This is a genomic window from Rhodococcus mengyinensis (genome assembly GCF_048381435.1).
In the GTDB taxonomy this organism is placed as follows: domain Bacteria; phylum Actinomycetota; class Actinomycetes; order Mycobacteriales; family Mycobacteriaceae; genus Rhodococcus_F; species Rhodococcus_F opacus_D.
Genome location: NZ_JBLWIT010000137.1, coordinates 18,033 through 41,409, shown reverse-complemented (window position 1 = coordinate 41,409; position 23,377 = coordinate 18,033). Strand labels below are relative to the sequence as shown.

The following is a 23,377-nucleotide window of genomic DNA, read 5'->3' as shown; positions in this document are numbered from 1 at the left end:
ATTCAGGAGAAACCATGGAACCCTTGATCGCCCTCGTTGCCGTCACTCTGGCACTCCTCGTCGCAGGTGCGGCGGGTGTGCGCCGGCTCCGGCCGTGGCCTGTTGCCCTGCGGGGCGGACTCGCGGCCATGTTCACGCTGACCGGCATGGCCCATTTCGTGGGGATGCGTGCGGAACTCGTCGCCATGGTCCCGCCGTCGCTGCCGAACCCCGAGCTACTGGTGACCGTGACCGGTCTGCTCGAACTGGCAGGCGCCGCGGGACTGCTGATACGACGCACTGCGCCGTGGGCGGCGGGCTGCCTCACCGCCCTGCTCATCCTGATGTTCCCGGCGAACGTGTACGCCGCCGTAGAGGGACTCTCGACGGGACCGTTCGAAGCCCTGATCCCCCGGACACTCCTGCAGGTCGTCTTCGTGTCGGCAACACTCGCCGTCGTGATCGCCTACCGGCGGAGCCGGGCTACGGAATCGCCCTCCGAAGCCCACTCGCCCGCAGCACCCGGCGTTGTACTCCCGCCCGCACTGCATCCTCGGACCCGATGATCCGCACGTGCTTTCGTGCCCGGGTGATGGCGGTGTACAGCAATTCGCGAGTCAGCAGCGACGACGCCTCGCCGGGAAGAACCACGGACACCGTGTCGTACTGGCTGCCCTGACTGCGGTGAATCGTCATCGCGTACACCGTCTGCACCGCGGACAGATGCGTCGGATGCAACAGGAACGGTTCGTTGCCCCGCACGAACGCGGCGACGAGTTCGTCGTCGTCGCGGCGCACGATCACCCCGGTGTCGCCGTTGTAGATCTTCGTTTCGTGATCATTGGCAGTCACCATCAGCGGCTGGCCCGGATACCAGCGATCCGGGTTCAGCCGCTGCCCCGTCGCCTCCCCTATCCACTCCACCGCCTGCCGCGCCCACCGCTGCACGCCGTAAGGACCTTCCCGGTGCGCGCACAACAGCCGGTGCTCCTCCGAATGCCGCAGTGCAGCAAAGGCATCGCCGGATTCCGCGGCTTCGGTGACCGCGGCGGCCGTCCCCACCACGTCCGCCCGCAGTGCGTCCAGATCTTCGGGACCGTGGAACGACACCTCGGGGAAACCGCTCGACAGGATCTTCACAACCTCGTCCGGTTCACCCTTCCGCACCGCGACGGCCAGCTGAGCGATGCCACCGCCGAACCGCCGCCCTCGGCTGAGCCGGACCACTCCGCCCCGCAACCTGTCCCGTTCCCCAGCGCTCAAGGCGGCTTCGAGCGGGTCGTCGGCCGCCTCCAGGTCATCGCCGACGATCCTGGCGAGCACCGGATTCTCGGTTCCCGTCACCGGCCTGGCCACGAGATCGGCCAGAACCGCGCCCGCGTCGACGGACGTCAGCTGATCGGGGTCGCCGACGAGCACCAGCCGGGTGTCCGGGCGGACCGCCTCGAGGAGTCGGCACATCATCGTCAGCGACACCATCGACGTCTCGTCGACCACGATCGCGTCGTAGGGCAGGTGATTGTTCGCGTTGTAGCGGAACCGGCTGCCACGGCCGCGCTGCCAGCCCAGCAGCCGGTGCAGCGTCATCGCAGTCAGGTCGGGTGGCAACCCGAGTGCGTCGGACTGCTCGCGCACCGACTCCTGCAACCGCGCCGCGGCCTTTCCGGTGGGTGCGGCGAGCGCGATCCGGAGACCCGGCCCTGGCTGCCTGGTCAGCAGCGCCAGCACCCGGGCGACGGTGTGCGTCTTGCCTGTTCCGGGTCCGCCGACCACCACTGACGTCCATTGTGTGGCGGCCACTGCGGCGGCGATCCGCTGCCGGTCCGGTGCCGGGGCCGGCTCCCCGTCGTCGTTCTGGTCGCGGAACAACGCGTCCAGGCCCTCCCGCAGCGACTGCTCGTCGACGAGGGGATGCCCGACGGCGCGCTGGTCGAGTACCCGCCGGATGGTCGCTTCCTGCCGGAAGTACCGGTCGAGGTAGAGCAGCCCGCCCTCGGCCGTGTCGACGAGCCGGAGCGGTCGCAGCGGTCCCGCCGAACCACCCATGACCAGCGGACTCCGCCGCAGTGCCTCGACGACGAGGCCGTCGTCCGGCCAGGGCAGTGCGTCGAGATCGACTTCGGACTCCTCGTCGACGGTCACCTCACGGATCCGCGTCAGGTCCAGGCACACCGAGCCGGACCGCACCGCGCGCACTGCCAGCGCGGTGGCCAGTACGACGTCTTCCGAGGATTCGCCGCCGAGCGCCGACAACCGCAACGCGACGTGCACGTCCGCGGCGGCCAGCACACCGGCCTCGTTGAACACCCGCAGCATCCCCTTGCCGCGCTGCGCCACCTGCACCTCGGTCATCGCGTCCCCTCGCGCTCGGAGGCCGACCCGGACAGCAGATCGGACAGCTCGGTGATCAGCGCGGCGGGCGGTGCCCAGTCGAAGACTCCGCAGCCGGGCGGGGTGCCGGGGCCGACCATTCCGCGAACGAACAGGTACTGGACGCCACCGAGGTGCACCGCCGGATCGTAGTTCGGTTGCCGCCAGCGCAGGTAGCGATGCAACGCAACGGAATACAGCAATGCCTGCAGCGGATAGTGCGCCCGCACCATCTCGGCGGCCATGCACTCGCGGGTGTAGTGCGCGGTGGTGAGGTCGCCCTGCGCGAGGCGATTGGTCTTGTAGTCGACCACGACGTATCGCGGTCCGGGCAGTCGCAGCACGGCGTCGATGCTGCCGGTGAGGTATCCGCGCAGCGGGGTCGGTTCGAGTGTCTGCACGGCGTCGGCGTACGACCGCAGCGGATCGTCGACGGGAAGGTGGGTGCGCAGCAGCTTGCCGACGCCGTCGAGCATCACGGTGAGCGAGGGTGTGTCGCCGCCGGCGAGCGGCAGTTCGAAGTCCAGCTCCGCCAGCAGGTCTGCGGGGGCGATGTCGGCGAGAGTCGGCTCGTCCCCCGCGCCGAGGGGAGTCCGCAGCACGGGCAGCAGCGCCGTCGCCAGCTGGGCGGGGTCGACGTCCGACAGCGTCGACGCAATCACGTCACGGCAGCAACGCAGCACTTCTTCGTCCAGATCGGGTGCCGCGGTGTCGACGATCTCGAAGACCGCGTGCACGAGCGTGCCGAACGTCGCGCCGCCGGGCAGTTCGTTCATCGTCGACGGCACCCCCGAAGTCACGTCGGCCGCCGCCTGCAACGGAGGTTCGTCCGGTTCGTCCGTCTTCTCCTCGACCTCGGCCTCACTGCCCACCGCGGGCGCGTCGTGCGCGGATGCCGTCAACGCCGAATACGACGTGCGACGCCAGCGCGTGTCGAGCAGCCGCCGGAAGCGGGCGGCTTCCAGGTCTCCGCGGGGCTCACGCTGTGGTGTCCACCCGACCCGCACGATCGGGTCGGAACCCACCGCCTCGACGGTCACCGTCTCCGGAGCTGCCGTCCCCCACGCGGACAACCGTTCCGCGACAACCGGATCCTCGGGAACGGTGACCTTCTGCGGGACCTCCCGCTGCCCGGGCTGCCGTCCCAGGATTATCCGGTGCAGCGGCGCGCCCGCCGTCGTGAACGCCGGTGCCCACCACACCACGAGCCCGCACATCGCCCGGGTGACCGCGACATACAGCAGCCGCAACTCCTCCCCTGCCTCTTCCGCGTCGTGCCGGTTCCTGCGGTCCGCGTATCCGGGGCTGCCCGGACCACCGACGTCGAGGATGCGTCGTCCGTCGTCGTCGTGCAGCAGCAGTTTGCTCGGTTTCGAGATCTTGGCGGCGTCCCAGGCGTACGGCAGGTACACGAGCGGGAATTCGAGGCCCTTGCTGGCGTGGACGGTCGCGATCTGCACCGCCGCGGCGTCGCTGTCGAGTCTTCGGCTGCGGTCCACCCCACCCGAGGACGGATCCTTCATCCGTTCGGTGAGCCAGCGGGTGACGGCCGTCAGACCGAGCGACTGCTCGACGGCGGCACCGTTGAGCAACTGCGCCACGTGCCGGAGATCGGTCAGTGCCCGCTCACCCGCTGCCACCCGTAGCAGTCGCGCCTCCAGTGCGGCGACCGCGGACAGTTTTTCGAACAGCGCCGCGAAACCGGACTGCGCGAACACCGCGCCGAGCTCGCGAAGTTGCCCGCCGACCTCGGCGACGATGTCGTCGCCGCGGGCGTCGAGTTCCTCGGCGGTGTGTCCGAGCAGCGGGGTGAGCGCGGCCAGCCGCACCCGGTCGGACCGGTGCGGTTGCTCGATGGCCTGCAGGATCCAGAGCCAGTGCTGCGCAGCCGGAGTGGTGAAGACACTGGCCCCACCGGCGAGCACGGACGGCACACCCGCCCGGTCGAGGGCGTCGTGGACCAGCGTGATCTGCGCGTTGGTGCGCACCAGGATGGCGATGTCGCCGGGTTCGACGAGTCGGGCGCTCCCCCCGACGTCGAGTGTCGCGCCGCCGTCGAGGAGAGCGACGATGTCGGCGGCGAGGTCGGCCGCGATCCGCTTCCGGAGCGGCCCGACCGCGGGGTATCCCGACTTGTTGATCGGCCCGGCGCCGGTCCTCGGCAGATACCGCAGCCGCAGCGGCACGGCACCCGTCAGACGCGACTTCGGTCTCGCACCGTCGACGCGGTGCACCACGATCTCGGGATGCCCGAGCGCGGCCCCGCCGTGCAGATATTCGAGCCCGTCGAGGAGTTCCTGATCGCTGCGCCAGTTGGTGGTCAACTCCTGGTGGCGGTCGGCCGACCGCACCGCGTCCAGATAGCTGAGCACCTCCGCGCCGCGGAACGCGTAGATGGCCTGCTTCGGATCGCCGACGAGCACCAGCGTTCCGCTGCCGTGGAACGTGCGGCGCAGAATGTCCCATTGGAGCGGGTCGGTGTCCTGGAACTCGTCGACGAGCACCACGCCGTAGCGTTCGCGGACTCGCCGGCAGGCCGCCGCACCGTGCTCGGGATCGCTGAGGACGCGGTGGAGCAGCATCGGGAGATCGTCGAAGTCACGCAGACCCACTGCGCGTTTGCGCCGTTCGACTTCGGCGCGCACCGCCTCGGCGAACGCCACCCGGTCCCCGGCCGGGGTGCCCCGCGCATCTTCCGGGGCAAGCACGGCCTGTGGGTCGAAGATGGCGGCCCGGGCGGCCGCGGTGGCCTCCGCCGGCGTGAACGGCGCCGACTCGACGCGACTGTAGGCCCGCAGGTACAGGTCGGCGATCACCTCCGTCGTGAGGTCGTCGGCGGCCTCGACCAGCACGGTGTCGGGGTCGCGTTCGCCCGCGATGCCGAGCCCGTCGAGCATGCGCTGGCAGAAGCTGTGGGTGGTGACGATGGTGGCGGCGTCGAAGTCCGACAGTGCTTGCAGCAGGCGCCGGCGCCGTAGCGTCACCTCGTCGGTGTCGGCTTCGGCGAGATGCCGGATCAGTTGATCCGCGCTCAGCCGTGCCGCTGCCGGATCGGCCAATGCGGCTGCGGCGGAACCGAATCGTTCACGGGTGCGTTCCCGCAGCTCCTGCGTGGCCGCCCGGCTGAACGTCACCAGCAACAGGTGGGACAGGTCCACGCCTCCCTCGGCGACGAAGCGGGCGGCCAGGCCGACGATCGCGTACGTCTTGCCGGTGCCGGCGCTCGCCTCGAGCACCGTCGTACCCTCCGGCAGCGGACCGAGGAGGTCGAAGCCTCGCGCGCCGGTCACGGCTGCGCCAACGTCTCGGCGGCGAGCAGCGGCGCCCACAGTTGCCGGGCGTAATTCTCGATGGTCACCGTGTCGCCGAGGACGTCGAGCCCGGGCGAAACCCCGTACACGTACGTGATGTGCCGGTCGCGTGAGTCACCGAAGTCACTGCTCCATTCCTTCCGGGCCGCCTCGATCGCGTCCTCCATGCTGCTGCCGCCGTGGCGTCGTTCGGCATAGGCCGCCGACGCGCCCGTGGCGATCGGCAACGGCGCGTGCAGCCCCAGATCGCGCAGTTCGACGAGTCGCACCAACTCCTCGAGTGCGTTTTCGGGTGCGGTGAGGGTCGAGCGCCACGCCGGACGGCTGTACGCGCCGCGGCCGGTCGTCACGGCAGTCCACTCGGTCTCGTTGTCGGACGCCGCGAGCGCCAGCAACTGCGCCCAGGCTGCGAGGCGGTGTTTCGGCCCCAACTTCGAATACGTGGTGCTCGCGATCACCGACCCGTGCACCCCGCCGACGGTGCCGGTGAGGCGCCGTCCGGAGCCGAGATCGACATCGACGTCCACGGTTTCCGCCCGCCCGACGTGCACGGACCCGCTGACGGCGACGAGCGACTCGACCGCGTGCTCGATTCCACCGAGCACCGACTCCCCCAACTTGAACGGCGGCAACGTCCCGCGGCGCCACTCCGCGGCGCGGAAGTCGGCCAGTTCGACTCCCGTCAGCCTCGCGACGAGCATCCTCTGGCCGAGATCCCACCGGGCCAGCGGATCGGGCGACACCTCCAGTGCGTCGGCGAGGTCCTCGTCCACGTCGGGGACCCGCAACCCGAGCCGTTGCCGCAGAAACGCCTGCGTCGGGTGCACCAGGAACGCGATGAGGTCCGCGAGATCGACGTCCCCCAGCGGCGGCGGCACCAATGGCGCAGGCAGGAATGCGGGCTCCGGTTCGGGCGGGTGCTGCGCGGCGCGGGCACCGGCCAGCGCCGCCCGATCGAAACTGAACGGGTGCCCGGGCCGGAAGTTGCGTGCATCGAACGGCTGCAACGGATGCCGGGTCACGACGCCGGGGAGGGCATCGCTGCCGACGGTGGCCGCCACCGCGTCGAGCAGCTCGGACAGCGGGATCGCCGGCGGCCGGGACATGCCGGTGACGGGGTCGGCGCCCGTATAGAACAGCAGGAGTTTCTCACTCGCCGACATCACGGCGTCGAGCAGCAGCTGCCGGTCCTCGCTGCGCGGATCACGTTCGCCGAGAAGCGGATTACGGGCCAGCACGTCGTCGCCGTCCACGCTCACCCCGCGCGGGAACACTTCGTCGTCGAGGCCGAGGAGAACGACCACGCGGTGCGGCACCGACCGCATCGGCACCATGGTGCACACCGTCAACTCGCCGGTGCGGAAGTTCGCGCGGGTGGGGCGGCCCGCGAGCCGGGTGGCCAGCATGGCGCGCACGTCCGACAGTCGCAGGACCGCGTCGCCGCCGTGCTCCATCGCCGCCCCGAGTTCTCGTCGCGCCTGCGCGAGTTGCCACGTGTCGGCGGCGCTGACGTCGACGAGGAGGTCGAGTGCCCGGGTGAGCGCGCTCGACCAATCCGCGACCGACTGCGGACCGCCGAGTCCGCGCAGCGCGACGTCGAGCCGGTCGACGAATTCGGCCAGCCGCCCGGTGAGGTCGATGTCGTTGCTGTCGACGTCGTCGAGCGGCAGCGCCAGGGCGAGCCATTCGCCTTCGGACTCGTCGGCCGCGGCGCCGAGCAGGATGCGGTCGAGCGCGGTGGTGAACGTGTTCTGCGGGAAGTCGCCGAGACCGAATGCGGCGCGCTGCCGCGGACCGATACCCCAGCGGGCGCCCGTCGCGGTCGCCCACTCCCGGATCCGTTCGAGGTCGTCGTCGCCGAACCGGAACCGCCTGCGTACCGGCGCGGCCGCCGACAGGTCGAGGACCTGACTCGCCGTCACCCTCGCGTCGGCGAGTTCGAGGAGAGTCGACACCACAGCGAGAACCGGATTGGTCTGGTGCAGGGCACGATCCGCAAGGCGGACCCGGAGGCGATGGCCGGGATGCCCGAGCACGTCCTGCCCGAACGCGGCCCGGATCAGCGGGGCGTACGACTCGACGTCGGGGCACATGACGAGCACGTCACGCGGTTCGAGAGTCGGATCGTCCTCGAAGAGATGCAGGAGGCATTCGCGCAGGACCTCCACCTGGCGGGCCGGTCCGTGACAGGCGTGGACCTGGACGGACGCGTCGGCCGTGCACTCGGCGAGCGCGGGCGCCCGGTCGTCCCGGACATCCGCCTGCAGGCACCCCAGCAGGGAGTCGCGGGGCGCAGGCCCCTCGTGGTGGAGGTCGTCGACGTCGAGGCGGGTCAGCCTCGACTCGAGTTCGCGGACGTCCCGCGCCAGGCTCGACAGCAGCGGGTGGGCGACGGACAGCGCGCTGTGGTCGTCGGCGCGTGCGAGAACACTGTCTGCCGTCGACAACGACGACCACATGGCCGGACTCGGATGCGGAAGCCACAGGTGCACATCACGATTGACGGCCAGGGCAGCGAGGACGGCGATCTGATCGGTCGCGAGGCGCGTCGGACCGAACAGCGACAGTCGGGCGGGGAGTTCGACGAGATCCGGTTCCGCTCGCAGCCGGGCGCAAGCGGAGTCGAGCCGCTCGGCGGGAGCGGGGCCGCCGATCTTCGCGCGCAGCCGCCGCCACAGTTCGGCCTGCCAGAGAAGGTCGTCGTCGAGTGGACCACCCGCACCGTCGGTGTCGCGGCCACCGGCCCAGTCGACCAGCATCGCCGGCCGCTGTGCGGCGTAACTGCGGAACAGATCGGTCAGGTGGGACGCGGTCGCGTAGCGCCGGCCCGGCCGGTGATCGTCCGGGTCGCGGTCCGGGACACCGTGCCCGAGGTGTTTCGCGAGGACGGCACACCAGGGCTCACCGAGGCAGTCGTCGACGACGCCGAGCAACGCCCACAGCACCCGGGACGAGTTCCACGGGTCGTCGTCGGCGGACACCCCGGTGGCGGCGGCGAGGCACTCGTCGACGAGCCGGGTCGGGGACGGGAAGTCGATGTTGGCGGCCACCCCGTCGCCGACGTCGGGCCGGGCACCGAGCGCGGTCGAGAGTCGCTGGGTGAGCCAGCGCTCCACCCCCTTCGCCGGGACGGCGACGACCTCCCGGGCGAACGGATCGGACAGCGGGGTCGCGAGCACGTCGCCGAGAGCCGACGCGAGAGTGGTGGAACGCTCGGCGCGATGCAGTACGAGCACGTGGCCTCCCTTCGCTCCCCAACTCCGGTCGGCTCAGACTTACCACACCCCACCGACTCGGGAGGCCCACTCTGCAGGTGAGTGGCAAAGTGTGCCGGGGCACGCTTCGCCACTCACGTCAGCGGCCGGGGCGCGCCTGGGTGAGGTGCGGGACCCAGCCGTGGGTGGGCCACTTCTTCAGACCGACCTTGGCGGGGACGATGCGCTTGTTCACGAATTGGCTCTCCAGTTCGGTGTCGGGCTCGCCGGTGAACCGCCACAGCGCCGCGTCACCGGGTCGTGCGACGGACGACCAGGACTTGGCACGGTATGCGGCGCGAACGATGTTGTCCGCGAACACGATCACCGGGATGTCGTCGGTGTTGCGGACGGCAGCGCCTGCCGCCCACGCGCCGCGGGACAGTTCGTACACCTCTTCCGGCGTCACGCCGCGCCGGGACGCGGCGGGCACCTCGAGGACGACGCAGGGGGTCGGCAGGTTCGGGACGGGTTCTGCTGCGTACTGCAACACGAGGTCGTCGACGGGTACCGCGCGATGCTCGCCCGCGCCACCGGCGAGATTGCTGAGCACCGCACCCTCGTTCAGCCCCAACGCTCCCACGACTCCGCCCCGCACCGCGCCGGCGACGTCCCCGGTGTCGGCGATCCGATGCGCCACGACGTAGTGCTCGACCTCGTGGCCGGAGTCGTAGATCTCGCGGATGCGGGCGATCGTCGCGGCCTTCACCTCGGCGCTGTCGGTCTCCGGATCCTCGAGCGTCTTCCGGTGCTCGTTCTCGGCCAACGCCTCCCACACGTAGCCGTACACCCGGGTGCCGCGTCCGGCGCCGACGTAGAACACCGACCTGTTGCGGGGATCGAGCAGCGCGTAGACGTAGGTGCCGAGTTCCTCACCGACCCGCTTCGGGAAGGGCTGCGGCGCGTGGCGGGTCTGATACACCTCCTTCAGGATCAGGCGCAGCGCCGCCAGTTTCAACGCGACGGGCACACCGCCGTCGATGCCGTCGAAGAGTGCGGTGGCCGCGCCCTGCACCGAGGAGAAGGTGTGCCCGATGTGCCGTTCCAGCGACTTCGTGACGTCCGCGAACTGCGCGAACCGCACCCGGGGGTCGGGTGCCGCGTTGTCCAGGTCGTTGGACGCGAGGAAAGTCTGGACCTCGGAATTGTCGAGCCAGCGAGAAGTGATGTCGATCGGGATCGTCCAGACGGTAGCCATGCCCCTACCGTAAGGGAAAACCTGGGTGAAGAACTCGCACGAGGAAGGCTCGAGGAGATTCGAACCCTTTCGACGTCCTACCGAGTGCGGGAGGATGGAGTGGTACCCATTGCGACGCAGGTTGGGAGAACATTCATGACAGCGCCCAGCTACTCCACCCGCACAGCCGTCGACATCGCGGTCGGCATTCTCATCGCCTACCGCGGATGCTCCGAGAACGACGCGTTCACCGAACTCGCGGAGACGTCGCGCCGGCACAAGGTCGCCCTCGCGCGCACCGCCCGCGCACTGATCGCGTTCATCCAGACCCATCACCACGACCTTCCCGCGTCCGACGTCACGGCTGCCGCTCTGCAGTGGAGCCACGCCACTCCGTACCGCGGCGCGTTCGGTACGGCTGCGTGAATTCGGTCGAAGTCTGAGAATTCTCTGGCTTCGACGGCGCGACGCTGCTCAAACCTTCAGACTCGATGTGAGACCGAACGACCAGCGCACCGAGATACGAAGAGGTAACTGAGTTGACGATCCGCAAAATCACGGTTGCCGCGGTAGCGATCGCCGCAGCCCTCACGATGTCCGCTTGTGGTTCCGACGAGCCGTCCGGCCCGAGCGCAACCACCACGTCCACGACCACGGCAGCGGCCGAGACCACCGACGACCTCGTTCTGCCGACCGCGGCCGAACTCAACGCCCTGCTGGCGAAGGGCCTCGACCCGGCCACTCCGCTCGAGGAGAAGATCGCGATGGTGGAGGGTTCGGAGCAGGACCCGAACCTGTTCAATCAGGTTGCTGCCGCCGCCCAGCAGGCGGGCGCGCAGGTCACGGTCCTGGACCCGGTGATCGACAACGGTGACGGCAGCGCCAGCGCGCAGCTGCAGCTGACGATCAACGGCCAGGTGCAGCAGAACACCCTGCCCGCCATCTTCGTGCCGGGCGAGAACGGGACGTGGAAATTGTCGAAGGCGACGGCATGTTCCATCGTGGCGATCGCGCAGCTGACGTCGCCGGCCTGCCCGCCCGCCTGATCCGGACTTCCGCGTCACGCGCCTTCCAGGGCCTCCCCGATCTCCTGGACGGCGCGGTTGTGCTGATCGGTGATCAGGATGTGTCCTGCCGCGATGGTCAGGGCAACCGGCCATTCGATGATCTCGACGGCGGCGAGCAAGCCGATCGCCGCGAAGAATGCCAGTTGCTCGGGCCTCGGCAGCGGCACTCTGCCGAGGATCGGTAGCTGCACCGCGAAGCTGCGGGCCTCCCGCACCCGCTGGACGGCGTCGCTCTGCGATTCCGCCTCCGACGTTCGTTGGGCCATAGTTCGTCTCCCTTGTCCGTGCCGTTTCCCGGTCAGCCACCTTGATCGCGGACCGTGTCAGCTGTGCTGAGTTCCGTCGCCCAGACCGCTGCCGGTGTCTTCTCCGCCGCCGGGGACCCGTTGACCGGGGTGGTCACCCGCGTGCTCACCCCACCGCTGCGGGAGGTGTATGCGGTGCTGTTGCGGGCGGGCGTGATCGAGATCGTCGACTGATCGCCCACAAGCTTTTCGAGCAGCCCCGGTGCGAACGCGGCCGCCGCGGCCGCCGCACCCGCGCAGCCCAGCGCCTGGGCCCACCCGACCGGTCCGAGCGGGGTGCACCCGAGGAGCTGGCTGACCCCGGGAGTACTCACCATGACGGTGAGTGCGGCCAGTGAACCGCCCGCGGTGAGCACCACGAGCGGACTCCGCGAATCGATCAGTGTCTGACCCAGCTGCGTGCCGACCAGCGCCACCAGCCCGACCGTCGACGCCCGGCGTTGCCTGCCCGTCACGCTCGCCAGCGCCCACGCCGTCGTCGCGCCTGCCGCGGTGGCGGCGCCGCGGATCGCGACGGTCCGCCACAGCGCAGCGCTGTCCGGGCCGCGGCCCTCTCCCCGGGCCTGTTCGTTGGGCGGACTGACCGCGAGGGCGGCCGCGGGCAGGGCGTCCGTGAGCACGTTCACCAGCAGGAGCTGACGCGCGGTGAGCGGCGACCGTCCGGCGATCGCGCTGCCGATCAGGGCGAACGCCACCTCCCCGGCGTTCCCGCCGAGCAGCACCGACACCCCCGCCTGCACCCGCCGCCACAGCTGACGGCCCTCGTCGAGGGCGTCGAGCAACGCGTCGACACGGCCGTCGAGGAGCACCACGTCCGCGGCGCTGCGGGCCGGGTCGCTGCCGCGTGAGCTGACACCGATCCCCACGCTGGCCGCCCGGATCGCGGCCGCGTCGTTGGCGCCGTCGCCGACCATCGCGCAGACGTGACCGACTCGCTCGAGGGTCTGCACGATCTGCACCTTGTTCTCGGGCGACATCCGGGCGAAGACGACGCACTTCTCGACGGCATTCTCCTGCCCCCGGTGCGACAGGGTGTCCCAGTCGGTCCCGCTGATCACCTGCTCGGACGACACCGCCAGTCCCAGCTCTTTCGTGATGGCGGTGGCCGTGACGGGATGGTCGCCGGTGATCAGCCGGACCCCGACCTGTAGCCCTTCCAGTGCCGGGAGCAGTCCGGCCGCTTCGGGACGCGGGGTGTCCGCCAGCCCGAGCAGTCCGACGAGTTGCAGCCCACTGCCGCACAGATCGTCGAGCACCGCGGTGTCGTCGGCCGCGCGACGCGCCTGGAAGGGCGTGACGGTCCGGCGGGCGACGGCGATGACGCGTAACCCGTCGGCAGCCATGCCGAGAACGGCGTCGTGGACCTCGTCCGCGTCGATGCCGGTGCACGCCGCGACCACGACCTCCGGTGCACCCTTCACCGACACGTGTGTCCCGGACAGCGAGGCGGAGTAGGGCCGTCCGGAGCGGAACGGAAGGTAACTGCTCCGGTCCTCCTCCTGCGGTAGCAGGTCCACTGCAGCGTCGGCGATCGCGGCGTCGGTGGCGTGCGCGGCCGGACTGCCGTCGGGGGTCACGGCGCTCCGGCCCGCGCACACGAGCACGTCCTCGCGATCGAACCCCGGCTCCGGGACGGCGATGACGACCCGCAGCCGGTTCTCGCTCAGGGTGCCCGTCTTGTCGAAGCACACCACGTCGACGCGGCCGAGCGCCTCGACGGACCGCGGCGTCCGCACCAGTGCGCCCGACCTCGTCAGTCTGCGTGCGGCGGCCTGCTGCGCGAGTGTCGCGACGAGCGGTAGACCCTCGGGAACCGCCGCCACCGCGACCGCGACGCCGCTCGTGACGGCCTGCCGCAGTCCGGTGCCGCGCAGGAACCCGACGGCGGTGACCAGCGCGCCGCCTCCCACGCTGACGGGCAGCACCCGGTCGGTGAGGCTTCTGAGCTGCGCCTGCAGACCCACGTGCGACGCACTCGCGGGGGTGAGGGCACCCGCGCGTCCCGCTTCCGTTGCGTCGCCCACCGCGGTGACGATCGCCGCCGCCGTGCCGGTGAGGATCGTGGTCCCCGCGAACACCATGCAGGCGCGGTCACTGAGTGGTGCGCCCGGAGTCGGCGACGTCTGCTTGCTCACCGGCAGCGATTCCCCGGTGAGCGAGGACTCGTCGACTTCGACGCCCGACGCCTCGACGAGCCGGCCGTCGGCGGGCACCACCTCGCCGGGACCGATCTCGATCACGTCGCCCGGCCGCAACCGCGACGCCTCCACCCGCTCGGTCACCCGGCGCTCCGGAGGCCCGGCGACGCGATGCGCGGGCGGATCGCCCGCCGCCAGCAACCGGTTCAGCAGACGTTCCGCGTGCAGGCGTTGCACGGCCGACAGCGCGGCGTTGCCCGCCAGCACGGACCCCACGAGCACCGCGTCGATCGGCGACCCCAGTAGGGCGCTCGCCGCCGATCCGGTGGCGAGGACGGGGGTCAGCGGATCCGACAGTTCCGTCCGCATCGCCCGGCCGAAATCCCAGGCCAACCCGACCGGCCACGCCGTGAGCCGCCCGATCGCCTCGACCGGGGTCAGCACCAGATTCACCGACCGGCGCCGGGAGACCGCGGCCTCCTCCTCGTTGCGCGCGGGAAGCAGCCGGCGCACGTCCGGCACCGGCATCTCGTGCCAGGCGTGAACCGGGGCGGCGGGTGGAACCTCGGCCCGCAGCACAGCGCGCGCGAGGGAATGCCCCGTCCACAGTCCTGCCGCCGCGCCGACCGTGACGGGTCCGGGTCCACGCCCACGCACTCCCGGCAGCATGACGAGCGCACCGAGCATCGACGCCGCCGTTGCGATCTCGACGCCGCGCCTGCTCGCCGTCCGCGCGTCCGGCAGGGACCGCAGCACCCGCCACACTCCGACGAGGTCGTCGACCAGCAGGTCCGCGCACCACGGCGGCGGGGCGTCGTCGACGAGGACACCGATACCGACATCGGCGGACGACAGTGCGTGCGGCGCCCGGCCGGCGACCACCGCCACCGTCGCGCCGTTCGCCTGCAACTGCGCGACGGCGTCGCGCAGATCGACATCCAGTGATCCGCTCGACGGGAGCAGATCGTCGAACGCCGAGCGGAGTCCGCCGAGCGTATCCACGTTCACCGACACCACCTGGGCGCCCGACGAGCGCGCCTGCGCGAGCACGGCCGCCGCGCTCGGATGGTGCGCCGGGGTCACGAGTACGGCGGCATCTTCGTCCACGGCTGCCGCGGCGACATCATCCGGAAGGTCGGTCAGCGCGTGCCAGCCCACCCCGAGGGCGCCGGCCTCCACGGCAGATCGAGCGGCCTCCCACACTCTCGTCCGGTCGGCGTCCCGAACCGCACGGATCCCGCTCACCCGAAGTTCGGCCGTGTGCAGCACCGACGGGTCCACGACCACCGCGTCGACCCGGTCCAGGCAGCGGAGCGCGCCGGGACGCAGGGCCAGCACGGCGTGGCGATCGGCCAGTCCACGGCCCAGTGTCGCGGCGAAGGCCTCGCGTGCGGTGCGCGCCGCCTTCGGCGCGGCGACCAGGGCCGCGTCCGCGGCGCCTGCGACGCTTCGGGTCGCCGCTCCCACCGCGGTCGCGCCCACCCACTGCGCGATCGCCGCCCGGTCCACGTCCCGCTCCACCGGTCCCGATGCGCCGCGCGGGCGGGCGGGGCGCTCCGTGTCGTCCGCGGGGTCCCGGGCCAGTTCGGGTTCGCGGCGGTGCCACACCCGCCGGCCCGACCACGCCTCCGCCGTGATCGCCGACCGCAATGCCACGTCCACGGCGAGTGACGCAGGTGCCCGCCGCAGCACGTCGCCGACGGCCTGAGCGGTGGCGAGCAGCAGTTCGGCGGCGTCCGGCCCGAGCCGGTCCTCGACCATGCTGCGCAATCGGGGTTGATAGTTGACGAACGTGACGGCGGCGGCTGGCACCGCCGCCGGCAGGGCCGGCATCGGAAGCAGGCGAACGCCGGCGGCCGCGACCAGGCCCGTCGTGACGGCGGCCAGTGCGAGCGCGCGTTCGGCGAGTGCGACGTCGTCGCCGGGAAGTTCTCCGGGCCGGTCGCGGACGGCACCGCGGGCGATCGGTCGCGCGACATCCTCCGCGCCCGCGACCACGGCACACAGCGCGGCCACCGACGGTCCGTGCTCGTCGACCGTCACCACCAGCCGGGACAGCGCGCGGTTGAGTTCGGCTCCCGCCACACCGGCGGTTTCCCGGACGGCGCCGAGAACGGTCGCGGCCACGTCGTCCCCGCGAGGTCCGTCGAGTCCGCGGACCTCGATCCAGGCACGGCCGTGTCCGGAACTCGTGCGGCGGGCCGGGGTTCCCCCGAGCACCTCGGTGGCGATCTGCGTCGCGGTCCGTGCGGTGGTGGATATCAGATCGGCTACGACCGTGCCTCCGTAAGACGCCACCCCGAGTCCGACACCGGCGCCGCGCACCGGCAGGGATGCAGCGGCACGGACGTATCGACCGAGTCCCACGGCAGCTACTGCCTGGAACCCACGCCGAACTGCCGCAGCACGAGCGCCGCCCCGCCCACGGTGACCAGCACCGGCCACTCGACCAGTCCGGCCACGCCGACGGCGGCCAAGGTCAGCGCGGCGGCAGGCGTCGAATGACTCCCGCTCTCCATGCCGGACCGGACCCCGCTCGCCGCTCCGCGCACTCCGCCGACCACACCACCGATCGCGGCCCCTCCGACCGCGCCGACCGCACTGGTCGTCGCGTTCGCAGCACCTGACACTGCGTGCACTGTGCCATCGACGATTCGCATGATGAGCTCCCATCGGCCGTGGCCACAACCGCCGATGCACGGCGGATCATGTCTGCGGTACCCACCTCAGGGTATTCTCAACCGCCGCGCGCCGGAACAGTTTCAGGGAACTCTCAGCTGCTATCGGATACTGTTCTGCCCCATAGGAATTCGATCACCCTGTTCGGTGCGCCAGAAGTCCCAGCCGTCGTGGGTTTCGATGTCTCCGCTGATGTGACTGGCAACAGCGGTCGCCGCCGTCGTGGGGTCGGGGAACCGGCGGCCCTGCATCGGACCACGCATGATCTCCAGAGTCTGGGTGTCGGGGTCGAACCGTCCGACCAACCGATATCCCTCGAAGTCGGCCACGACCTCGAGGCGGGTATCGATCAATTCCTCCAACGCCGCCGTCGCCTTGGCCGGCTTCTTCCGGGCCGAAGCGCGGGCGTCGGCGTCGGCGCGCAACGTCGCCGCCGTCGTCGCGCGTTGCGCGTCGCTGTACCGGCTGGGGTCTTTCTCCCCCGCCAGCCCGAGCAAGTCCCAGCGCCCGCGACCGTGCGCGATCCGGCTCAGCGGGATCGCGTGATGTCCGGTCCGCGTGCGGCCGGGGGTGTCCATCATCCACAGATCCACCTCGGCGCGGATGTCGTCGGCGACCTCGGATGAGGGCACGACGAAGAACTCCTCCGGCGAACTCGCGAGATCCACGAACACCCAGAACTGCGAGCCGGTGTCGTCGTCGTCGAGCGATTCGTCCTGTTTGCGGGCCTGCCAGTCGCCGCTGAGCTTGGAGCGCACCCGCACGATGCAGCTCGTGCCGTCGTCGCCCCAGACCTGGACGGGGTTACGTCGCGAGTGGGTGAGCCGGATGGCTTTGCCGCCCCGTTCCACGACGTCGGCGATGAAAGCCTGGATTCCCCGGCTGGCGGTGTCTTCCACTGTCTACGTGTCCGTCCCTGATTCTGCGTCCCGTACGCAGGTGGAGAGAGGTGTGGCGACGGGTTTGCACAGCACGACTCGGGGGTTCTTCTCCTCACCTTACGTGCCGAGCCCCGCGCGCGGTGACTACCCGACCGTGCGGGCCGCTTCCGCGGCCTCGGCGAAGAACCACGACAGCACCAGTGCACCGGGGTCCACGACGCCGCGCGCCGCCTCACCGATGTAACTGGCCCGGCCGCGCCGCGCGGTGATGTCCGCGGTGGCCTCGGCACTGCGGGCGGCGGCGTCCGCGGCCTCGGCCAGACCCTCGGCCGGACCCTTCCCGGCCGCGACGGCCGATTCGAGGGCGGCGACGGCGGGGGCGATGGCGTCGATCATCGTCTTGTCTCCGGGTTGCGCCCCACCGAGTTCCTGGATCGTGTCGAGGCCTGCTCGTGCCGCGGCGGCGATCGCCTTCGTGTCCAGTCCGTGCGGTGCGTCGGCGGCCACCCGGTAGAACTGCCGGAACCAGACACCGAACAGCGCGCCGGACGTGCCACCCGCGTGACCGAGGTAGGCGTCGGACAGTGATTCGAACACCGTCGCCGGAGAGTAGCGGTCGCGGATCCCGGGAACGTCGACGTGGTCGAGGGCGGCCACCATGTTGGTGCCGAAGTCCCCGTCGCCCGCGCGGCGATCGAGGTCGGTGAGGTTCGGTTCCTCGGCGAGCACCTTTTCCACGAACGCGCCGATCCACGCACCCACCGCCGCCCGGCCCAGCGCGTCGGCGGTTCCGGGCACCTCCGCCTCGTCCTCGCGGGAGGCGACGTTCGACCGGAACCGCACCTCGGATTCGTCTGCGATGCCGCGGAATTCCCCGGCCGGGGCGTTGGGCCATCCCGGTGCGGCGGTCGGTGCGTCCCACAGGTCGAGGAGCTGGTCGTCGCAGCGCACCAGCGTGATGGACGCGCCGTCCATGTCGAGGGCGGTGACGAAGCTGCCGACCAGCGAGCGACGGATCACCACACCCCGCTCCGCGAGGTGGTCGGCGAGCTCACCGAACAGCAGTTGCAGCTCCAGCGGATGGGCCGCTCCGAGCCCGTTGACGATCGCGATCACCGGCTCGCCCCGCTCCACGCCGAGGGAGGCGAGCACGGGGTCGGTGAGCCGGCGGACCAGTTCGGCCGCCCCCATCGCGTCGACCCGTTCGGTTCCACGTTCGCCGTGGATGCCGATCCCGAGTTCGATCTGCCCCTCCGGGAGGTCGAACGACGGCGAGTCCGCCCCCGGAACGGTGCACGCGCTGAGGGCGACCGCCATGCTGCGGGAATTCCGGGCGGTGCGTCGCCCGAACTCCGCGACGGTGGCGAGGTCGTCGCCGCGTTCGGCCGAAGCGCCGCAGATCTTCTCGACCGCGATCGTGGCCGCGGTGCCGCGACGTCCGGGCCCGTCCTCCCGTTCGGAGGCGACGTCGTCGTCGACGAGCACGTGCTCGACCCTGACGCCGTCCTCCGCCGCCAGTTCGCCGGCGATGCGGAAGTTGAGGACGTCGCCGGTGTAGTTCTTCACGATGTGCACGACTCCGCCGCCCGCGTCCACGGCCCGGGTCGCGGCCCGCACCTGCAGCGCGTTGGGCGAACTGAAGATCAGGCCGGGGCAGGCTCCGGTGAGCATGCCCCGGCCGACGAACCCGGCGTGCAGCGGTTCGTGCCCGGACCCGCCGCCCGACAGCAACGCGACCTGCCCGGACGGCAACGGTTCCCGCCGTGTGAGATAACCCGGTTCCGGATGCCATTCGAGATCGTCGGTGGTGGCGACGGCTCCGCGGAGCGCGTCGACGACGAAGGACTTGGGCGAGTTCAGGAACTGTGGGTGCGCCATGCCCCCAGGCTAAGCGTCCGCATGTGAGTGCCGCGAAGTGCCGGAGCACACTTTGCCACTCACGTGGGAGGCGGCGGCCAGCGCTTCCTCGAACTCCCGCAGGCCCGATTGCGATCCGAGCAGCAGCGCGAGCCGGGTCAGGAATCCCTCGCGGTCCGATTCGTCCGACTGGTCGAGCGCCTCCGACAGTCCCATCCACACGTTCTCGCGCAGCAGTTCGTCCGGTGTCGCCGTCGTCTCCGTGTGCGCGGGGACGACGCCCAGAGTGGGGGCGGTTGCCGTTTTCAGGTGGTCGTGAACGTTGCCGAGCAGCGACAGGTCGCGGACCCGGCACAGGACGAGTCCGTCCGGGCGGATCACAAAGCACTCACCCGCGGCCGCACCGAGAGCCGTCGGCAGCGCACCGTCGGGGTCGTCGAGGACCGTCAGGTCGGCCGCCGCGGCCACCGCCGCACCCGGTGCCGGGACGACGACCGCCCGCACCGATTCGGGCGACAGCGCCATCGCGAGAACGGATGCGTGTGCGGCGATCATCCGGGCACCGGCCGCGTCGACTCCGACACCGAGGAGCGCGAAACCCGTTCCCCGGACCCGGTTCAGCGACGACTCCACCGACCCGTCGGCGGTGACGACGCGGACGCGCCGGTCCTCCATCGGATCCCCGGGCAGCACGCCGGTCGTCCCCGCGGCCACCGGCCACGTGAGCGGCGACAGGTGCGCGTGCGTCGCACTCGACTGCCGCGGATTGATGAGGTGACCGAACTCCGGACGGGTCGTGGCCAGCGCCAGCACCGCGTCGCGGGTGGTGCGGTAGCCGTGGCTGCCGGGCGACATGATGAGCGTCGACTTGCCCGCGTTGTCGACGTTCTGCTGCCAGGCGGCGCGCCGCTCGGCCGAATATGCCCGCAGGAGAGATTTGTCCGCGGTCCCGTGGACGACGGCGGCCAGGGTCCAGGCCAGGGTCTCGGCGTCCTCCATGCCGGAGTTCAGCCCGCGGACGCCGAAGATCGGCACCAGGTGGGCGGCGTCCCCGGCGAACAGGATGCGACCGTGCGTGAAGTCTTCCAGCGCGAGCGCGTGCGCGCGGTAGAAGCCGTGCCATTCGAGGGTCCACGGCACGTCGTTCTCGAGCCAGTCGAGGTGCCGGGTGATCCGGTCGCGGATGCGGTCTTCCTGCGTCTCGAGTTCGGCGTCGTCGGAGCTGTCGAGTTGATAGTCGATGCGCCAGATGTCGCGGGGTTGCTGATGCATGATGATCGTCGAGCCGGGGTTGCTCGGCGGGTCGAACCACACCATCCGCTCGGCGGGCAGCGTCGATTCCCAGTGGATGTCGGCGATCACGTAATTGCCCTGATAGCTGTTTCCCTGCAACCGGATTCCGGCGAGTTCGCGCATCCGGCTGCGACCGCCGTCGGCGGCCACCACCCAGCGCGCGCGGAGTCGGCGAGCACCGAACGCGGTGTCGACGTCGAGCGTCACGTCCTCGTCCGACCGCAGCACCCCGGCGACGCTCGACGACCAGTGGAACGTGATCAGCGGGTGCGCGAGCAGTGTGTCGGTCATGATCTGTTCGATCTCGGACTGCGATACGTTGACCATGGGCCCGCGGACGTCGTGTTCGCCGTGCGCCATCTGGAAGTGCAGCACCTGCTCGTCGCGGTAGAAGCTGCGCCCACCCACCCAGGGGAGCACGATCTTCTCGAGTTCCGGGCCGAAACCGAGCCGGGCGGCCACCTCGAGGCTGTGCCGGGAGATACAAATGGCGCGGCTGCCGAACGACACCTGGTCGGCGGCCTCGAGCACGGTGACGGGGATGCCGCGCTGCGCGAGGCCGAGCGCGACGCCCATGCCGACCGGTCCCGCGCCGACGACGACGACGGGCAGGGCCTCGTCGGTTGCACCGGTCGACGCGAACTCCGTCGCCGGGTACTTCTGTGGCTGAAAGTAGGTGGACATGTCAGGCGGCCTCCGCTTCCCGGCGCGTGGTGTTGGTTTCCGGCAACAGCAGGATCGAGACGAGACTGACCACGGCGATCACCACGAAGTAGGCGGTGACGGCCGTCGAGGTGCCGAACGCTTCGAACAGCCACGTCGCCATGAATGGTGCGAGCCCGCCGCCGAGGATGGCGCCGATCTGGTAGCCGAGAGACGCACCGCTGTAGCGGATGTGGGCGGGGAAGAGTTCCGCGAACAGTGCCGACTGCGGCCCCGCGGTGGTGCCGAGGACCGCCGCCATCACGATCATCGCGAGCAGCATGACGGGGATCGACGCCGTGTCGATGAGCGGGAAGAACACCGCGGCCACGATCACGAGCGCGATCGAACTCCACGTGTACACGCGGCGCCGGCCGAGCACGTCCGACTTCCAGGCCGACACGGCCATGCCCGCCATCCAGACCGGGCACGCGACGATCAGCAGTGTGAGCATCGTGGCGCGGCTGTAGCCGAGTTCCTTGGTGCCGTACGTCAGGACGTACACCATGAACACGTAGGCGATGCCGTTGGTCGCGATGAACGTGCCGGCCGCGAGCAGCACCGTCCGCCAGTTGCGGGTCAGCACCTCGACGATCGGCATCTTCACGATCGTGTCGCTCTCCTTGGCCTCCGCGAACGCCGGGGACTCGAAGACGCCGAGCCGAATCCACATCGCGACGCCGACGAGCACGGCGCTCATCAGGAACGGCACCCGCCAGCCCCACGTCTGGAACGCGTCGTCGGACAGCAACTGGGTGACGGCGAGGAACACGACGTTCGCCATGATCACTCCGGCCGGAACGCCCATCTGCGGTGCCGCGCCGTACAGTCCGCGCTTGCCTTCCGGGGCGTGCTCGGTGGCCATGAGCACCGCACCGCCCCATTCGCCGCCGACGCCGATGCCCTGGACGAACCGCAACGCCACCAGCAGGATGGGTGCGGCCACCCCGATGGCCTCGAAGTTCGGGAGCAGGCCGATGCCGACAGTCGCGGCGCCCATCATGGTCAGCGACAGCACCAGCATCGACTTGCGCCCGATGCGGTCACCGAAGTGGCCCATGACGACACCGCCGATCGGGCGGGCGATGAATCCGACCGCGAACGTGGCGAATGCGGCGAGGGTTCCGGCGAACGTCGACGCGCCGGGGAAGAACTGCGGTCCGATCACCAGGGCTGCGGCGGTGCCGTAGATGAAGAAGTCGTACCACTCGATCGCGGTACCGACGAAGCTCGACAGGACTGCCCTGCGCGCTTCCTTGTGGGACACCGGCGGTGTCGCCTCGGTGATTGCCGTCATCGTCTGCCTTCCCGGTTCTGCTGCGCGCATACTCATCGCGCTACCGGAAAACAATGACCCGACTCACATACATCTGAAAAGCGGGACTATCCCCGCATGAATTGCAGAAAAACCGTGGAAGGCACGAATGCGCAGCTCAGGGCGTGACGAACCGGATGAATGCTCGCGCGACCCGGCTCAGCGTCGCCTCCTGATGCCATGCCACGACCACGGCCACCGACGCCGGTTTCGGTTCGGCGATCGGTTTCACGACGACGGGCAGACCCTCGTACGTGACGTCGACCAGGGGTCGTTGCAACAGCAGCGTCCACCCCAGGCCGCGTCCGACGAAGGCCCGCGCCGTCTCGAAGTTCGCGGTCCGGTACGCCACCCGGGGCGCGAAACCGGCCTCCCGGCAGACGTCCATCGCATGGTTGGTGCTCGGTGGCGCGTCCAGCAGCACCATCGGGTGCTCGGCCAGATCCACGAGCCGCACCGGCCCGTCGACTCCCGCCAGCGGATGCTCCGCCCCGAACACCACCATCGGCTCCCGGGTCATGAGCGGCACGGTCTGCCACTCCGGGGACAGGTCCAGGTCGTAGACGATGGCGACGTCCAGTTCGCCGCCCTCGAGCTGCGTCCGCAACCGGTTCTGCGTGTCTTCCCGGAACTCCACGGACGCCCGCGGGTACTCGGCTGTGAACGCGTACAACATCGACGGCAGGATCGTCGGGCCGAGCGCGGGGTAGCAGCCGACGGCGATCGGCCCCGCGACGACACCGCCCTCCCCGGACGCGTCGGACTGCAACTCCCCCGCCTGCTGCAACAGGGCACGCGCCCGCGACAGCACCGCCTCCCCCGTCGGGGTCAGCTGCACACCGCGGGCCCGCCGGCGCACACACAATTGCGCCTTCAGTGCCTTCTCCAGGTCCGTCACCGCCGCGGACAGCGCCGACTGCGACAGGTGCATCCGCTCGGCCGCACCACTGATCGTTCCGGTCTCCGCGACCGCCACGAACGCCGCCAGCTGGCGCATCGTGTACACGGGGACGTTGTCGGGGCGGGGCATGCAAGAACGGTAGCCCGGA

15 protein-coding genes are annotated in these 23,377 nt (G+C 70.6%); 3 read left to right on the top strand and 12 right to left on the bottom strand.

What is annotated here, in order from left to right; all coding sequences use genetic code 11:
- Positions 1-14: 14 nt before the first annotated feature.
- On the top strand, positions 15-545 hold the full coding sequence (locus tag ACNJ7E_RS34250) for a DoxX family protein (protein WP_418341980.1): 531 nt from the start codon (positions 15-17) through the stop codon (positions 543-545).
- Here ACNJ7E_RS34250 and recD read toward each other — a convergent pair.
- From recD to ACNJ7E_RS34230, 4 genes are all read right to left on the bottom strand, one after another.
- Positions 463-2,331, bottom strand: a complete 1,869-nt coding sequence (gene recD / locus ACNJ7E_RS34245; RefSeq protein ID WP_418341979.1) for an exodeoxyribonuclease V subunit alpha — start codon at positions 2,329-2,331, stop codon at positions 463-465. The genes ACNJ7E_RS34250 and recD overlap by 83 nt on opposite strands.
- Positions 2,328-5,678: a UvrD-helicase domain-containing protein gene (locus ACNJ7E_RS34240; protein WP_418341978.1), complete on the bottom strand. Its 3,351-nt coding sequence runs from the start codon at positions 5,676-5,678 to the stop codon at positions 2,328-2,330. The genes recD and ACNJ7E_RS34240 overlap by 4 nt, the downstream gene beginning before the upstream one ends.
- Positions 5,636-8,896 (bottom strand): exodeoxyribonuclease V subunit gamma, encoded by a 3,261-nt coding sequence (gene recC / locus ACNJ7E_RS34235; protein ID WP_418341977.1) that lies wholly within the window; start codon positions 8,894-8,896, stop codon positions 5,636-5,638. The genes ACNJ7E_RS34240 and recC overlap by 43 nt, the downstream gene beginning before the upstream one ends.
- Before the next feature lie 118 nt (positions 8,897-9,014).
- Positions 9,015-10,112: a GIY-YIG nuclease family protein gene (locus ACNJ7E_RS34230; protein ID WP_280782120.1), complete on the bottom strand. Its 1,098-nt coding sequence runs from the start codon at positions 10,110-10,112 to the stop codon at positions 9,015-9,017.
- Positions 10,113-10,247: 135 nt separating this feature from the next.
- On the opposite strand from ACNJ7E_RS34230, the gene ACNJ7E_RS34225 reads away from it, so the two are divergent.
- Entirely contained in the window at positions 10,248-10,517 is a 270-nt protein-coding gene (locus ACNJ7E_RS34225) for an ANTAR domain-containing protein (RefSeq protein ID WP_005563493.1), read from the top strand.
- A 113-nt stretch (positions 10,518-10,630) separates the two neighbouring features.
- Positions 10,631-11,137 carry a WKL family lipoprotein gene (locus tag ACNJ7E_RS34220; RefSeq protein ID WP_005252352.1) on the top strand — a complete coding sequence of 169 codons (507 nt, stop codon included), beginning with the start codon at positions 10,631-10,633 and terminating at the stop codon, positions 11,135-11,137.
- A gap of 14 nt (positions 11,138-11,151) precedes the next feature.
- Here the strand turns inward: ACNJ7E_RS34220 and ACNJ7E_RS34215 are convergent, their stop codons facing one another.
- From ACNJ7E_RS34215 to ACNJ7E_RS34175, 8 genes are all read right to left on the bottom strand, one after another.
- Positions 11,152-11,424 (bottom strand): hypothetical protein, encoded by a 273-nt coding sequence (locus tag ACNJ7E_RS34215; protein WP_280782121.1) that lies wholly within the window; start codon positions 11,422-11,424, stop codon positions 11,152-11,154.
- Between the two features lie 32 nt (positions 11,425-11,456).
- Positions 11,457-15,968: a cation-translocating P-type ATPase gene (locus ACNJ7E_RS44040; RefSeq protein ID WP_489686851.1), complete on the bottom strand. Its 4,512-nt coding sequence runs from the start codon at positions 15,966-15,968 to the stop codon at positions 11,457-11,459.
- Positions 15,969-15,973: 5 nt separating this feature from the next.
- On the bottom strand, positions 15,974-16,231 hold the full coding sequence (locus tag ACNJ7E_RS34200; RefSeq protein WP_418341976.1) for a hypothetical protein: 258 nt from the start codon (positions 16,229-16,231) through the stop codon (positions 15,974-15,976).
- 150 nt (positions 16,232-16,381) lie between these two features.
- Positions 16,382-17,179: a hypothetical protein gene (locus ACNJ7E_RS34195; RefSeq protein WP_418341975.1), complete on the bottom strand. Its 798-nt coding sequence runs from the start codon at positions 17,177-17,179 to the stop codon at positions 16,382-16,384.
- Positions 17,180-17,305: 126 nt separating this feature from the next.
- Positions 17,306-19,039 (bottom strand): dihydroxyacetone kinase subunit DhaL, encoded by a 1,734-nt coding sequence (dhaL, locus tag ACNJ7E_RS34190; protein ID WP_418341974.1) that lies wholly within the window; start codon positions 19,037-19,039, stop codon positions 17,306-17,308.
- 9 nt (positions 19,040-19,048) lie between these two features.
- Positions 19,049-20,995: an FAD-dependent monooxygenase gene (locus tag ACNJ7E_RS34185; protein WP_418341973.1), complete on the bottom strand. Its 1,947-nt coding sequence runs from the start codon at positions 20,993-20,995 to the stop codon at positions 19,049-19,051.
- Between the two features lies 1 nt (position 20,996).
- Complete coding sequence (locus tag ACNJ7E_RS34180; RefSeq protein ID WP_418341972.1) at positions 20,997-22,310, bottom strand: MFS transporter; 1,314 nt, start codon at positions 22,308-22,310, stop codon at positions 20,997-20,999.
- Positions 22,311-22,446: 136 nt separating this feature from the next.
- Positions 22,447-23,358, bottom strand: a complete 912-nt coding sequence (locus tag ACNJ7E_RS34175; RefSeq protein WP_280782127.1) for a LysR substrate-binding domain-containing protein — start codon at positions 23,356-23,358, stop codon at positions 22,447-22,449.
- Between the last annotated feature and the right edge of the window lie 19 nt (positions 23,359-23,377).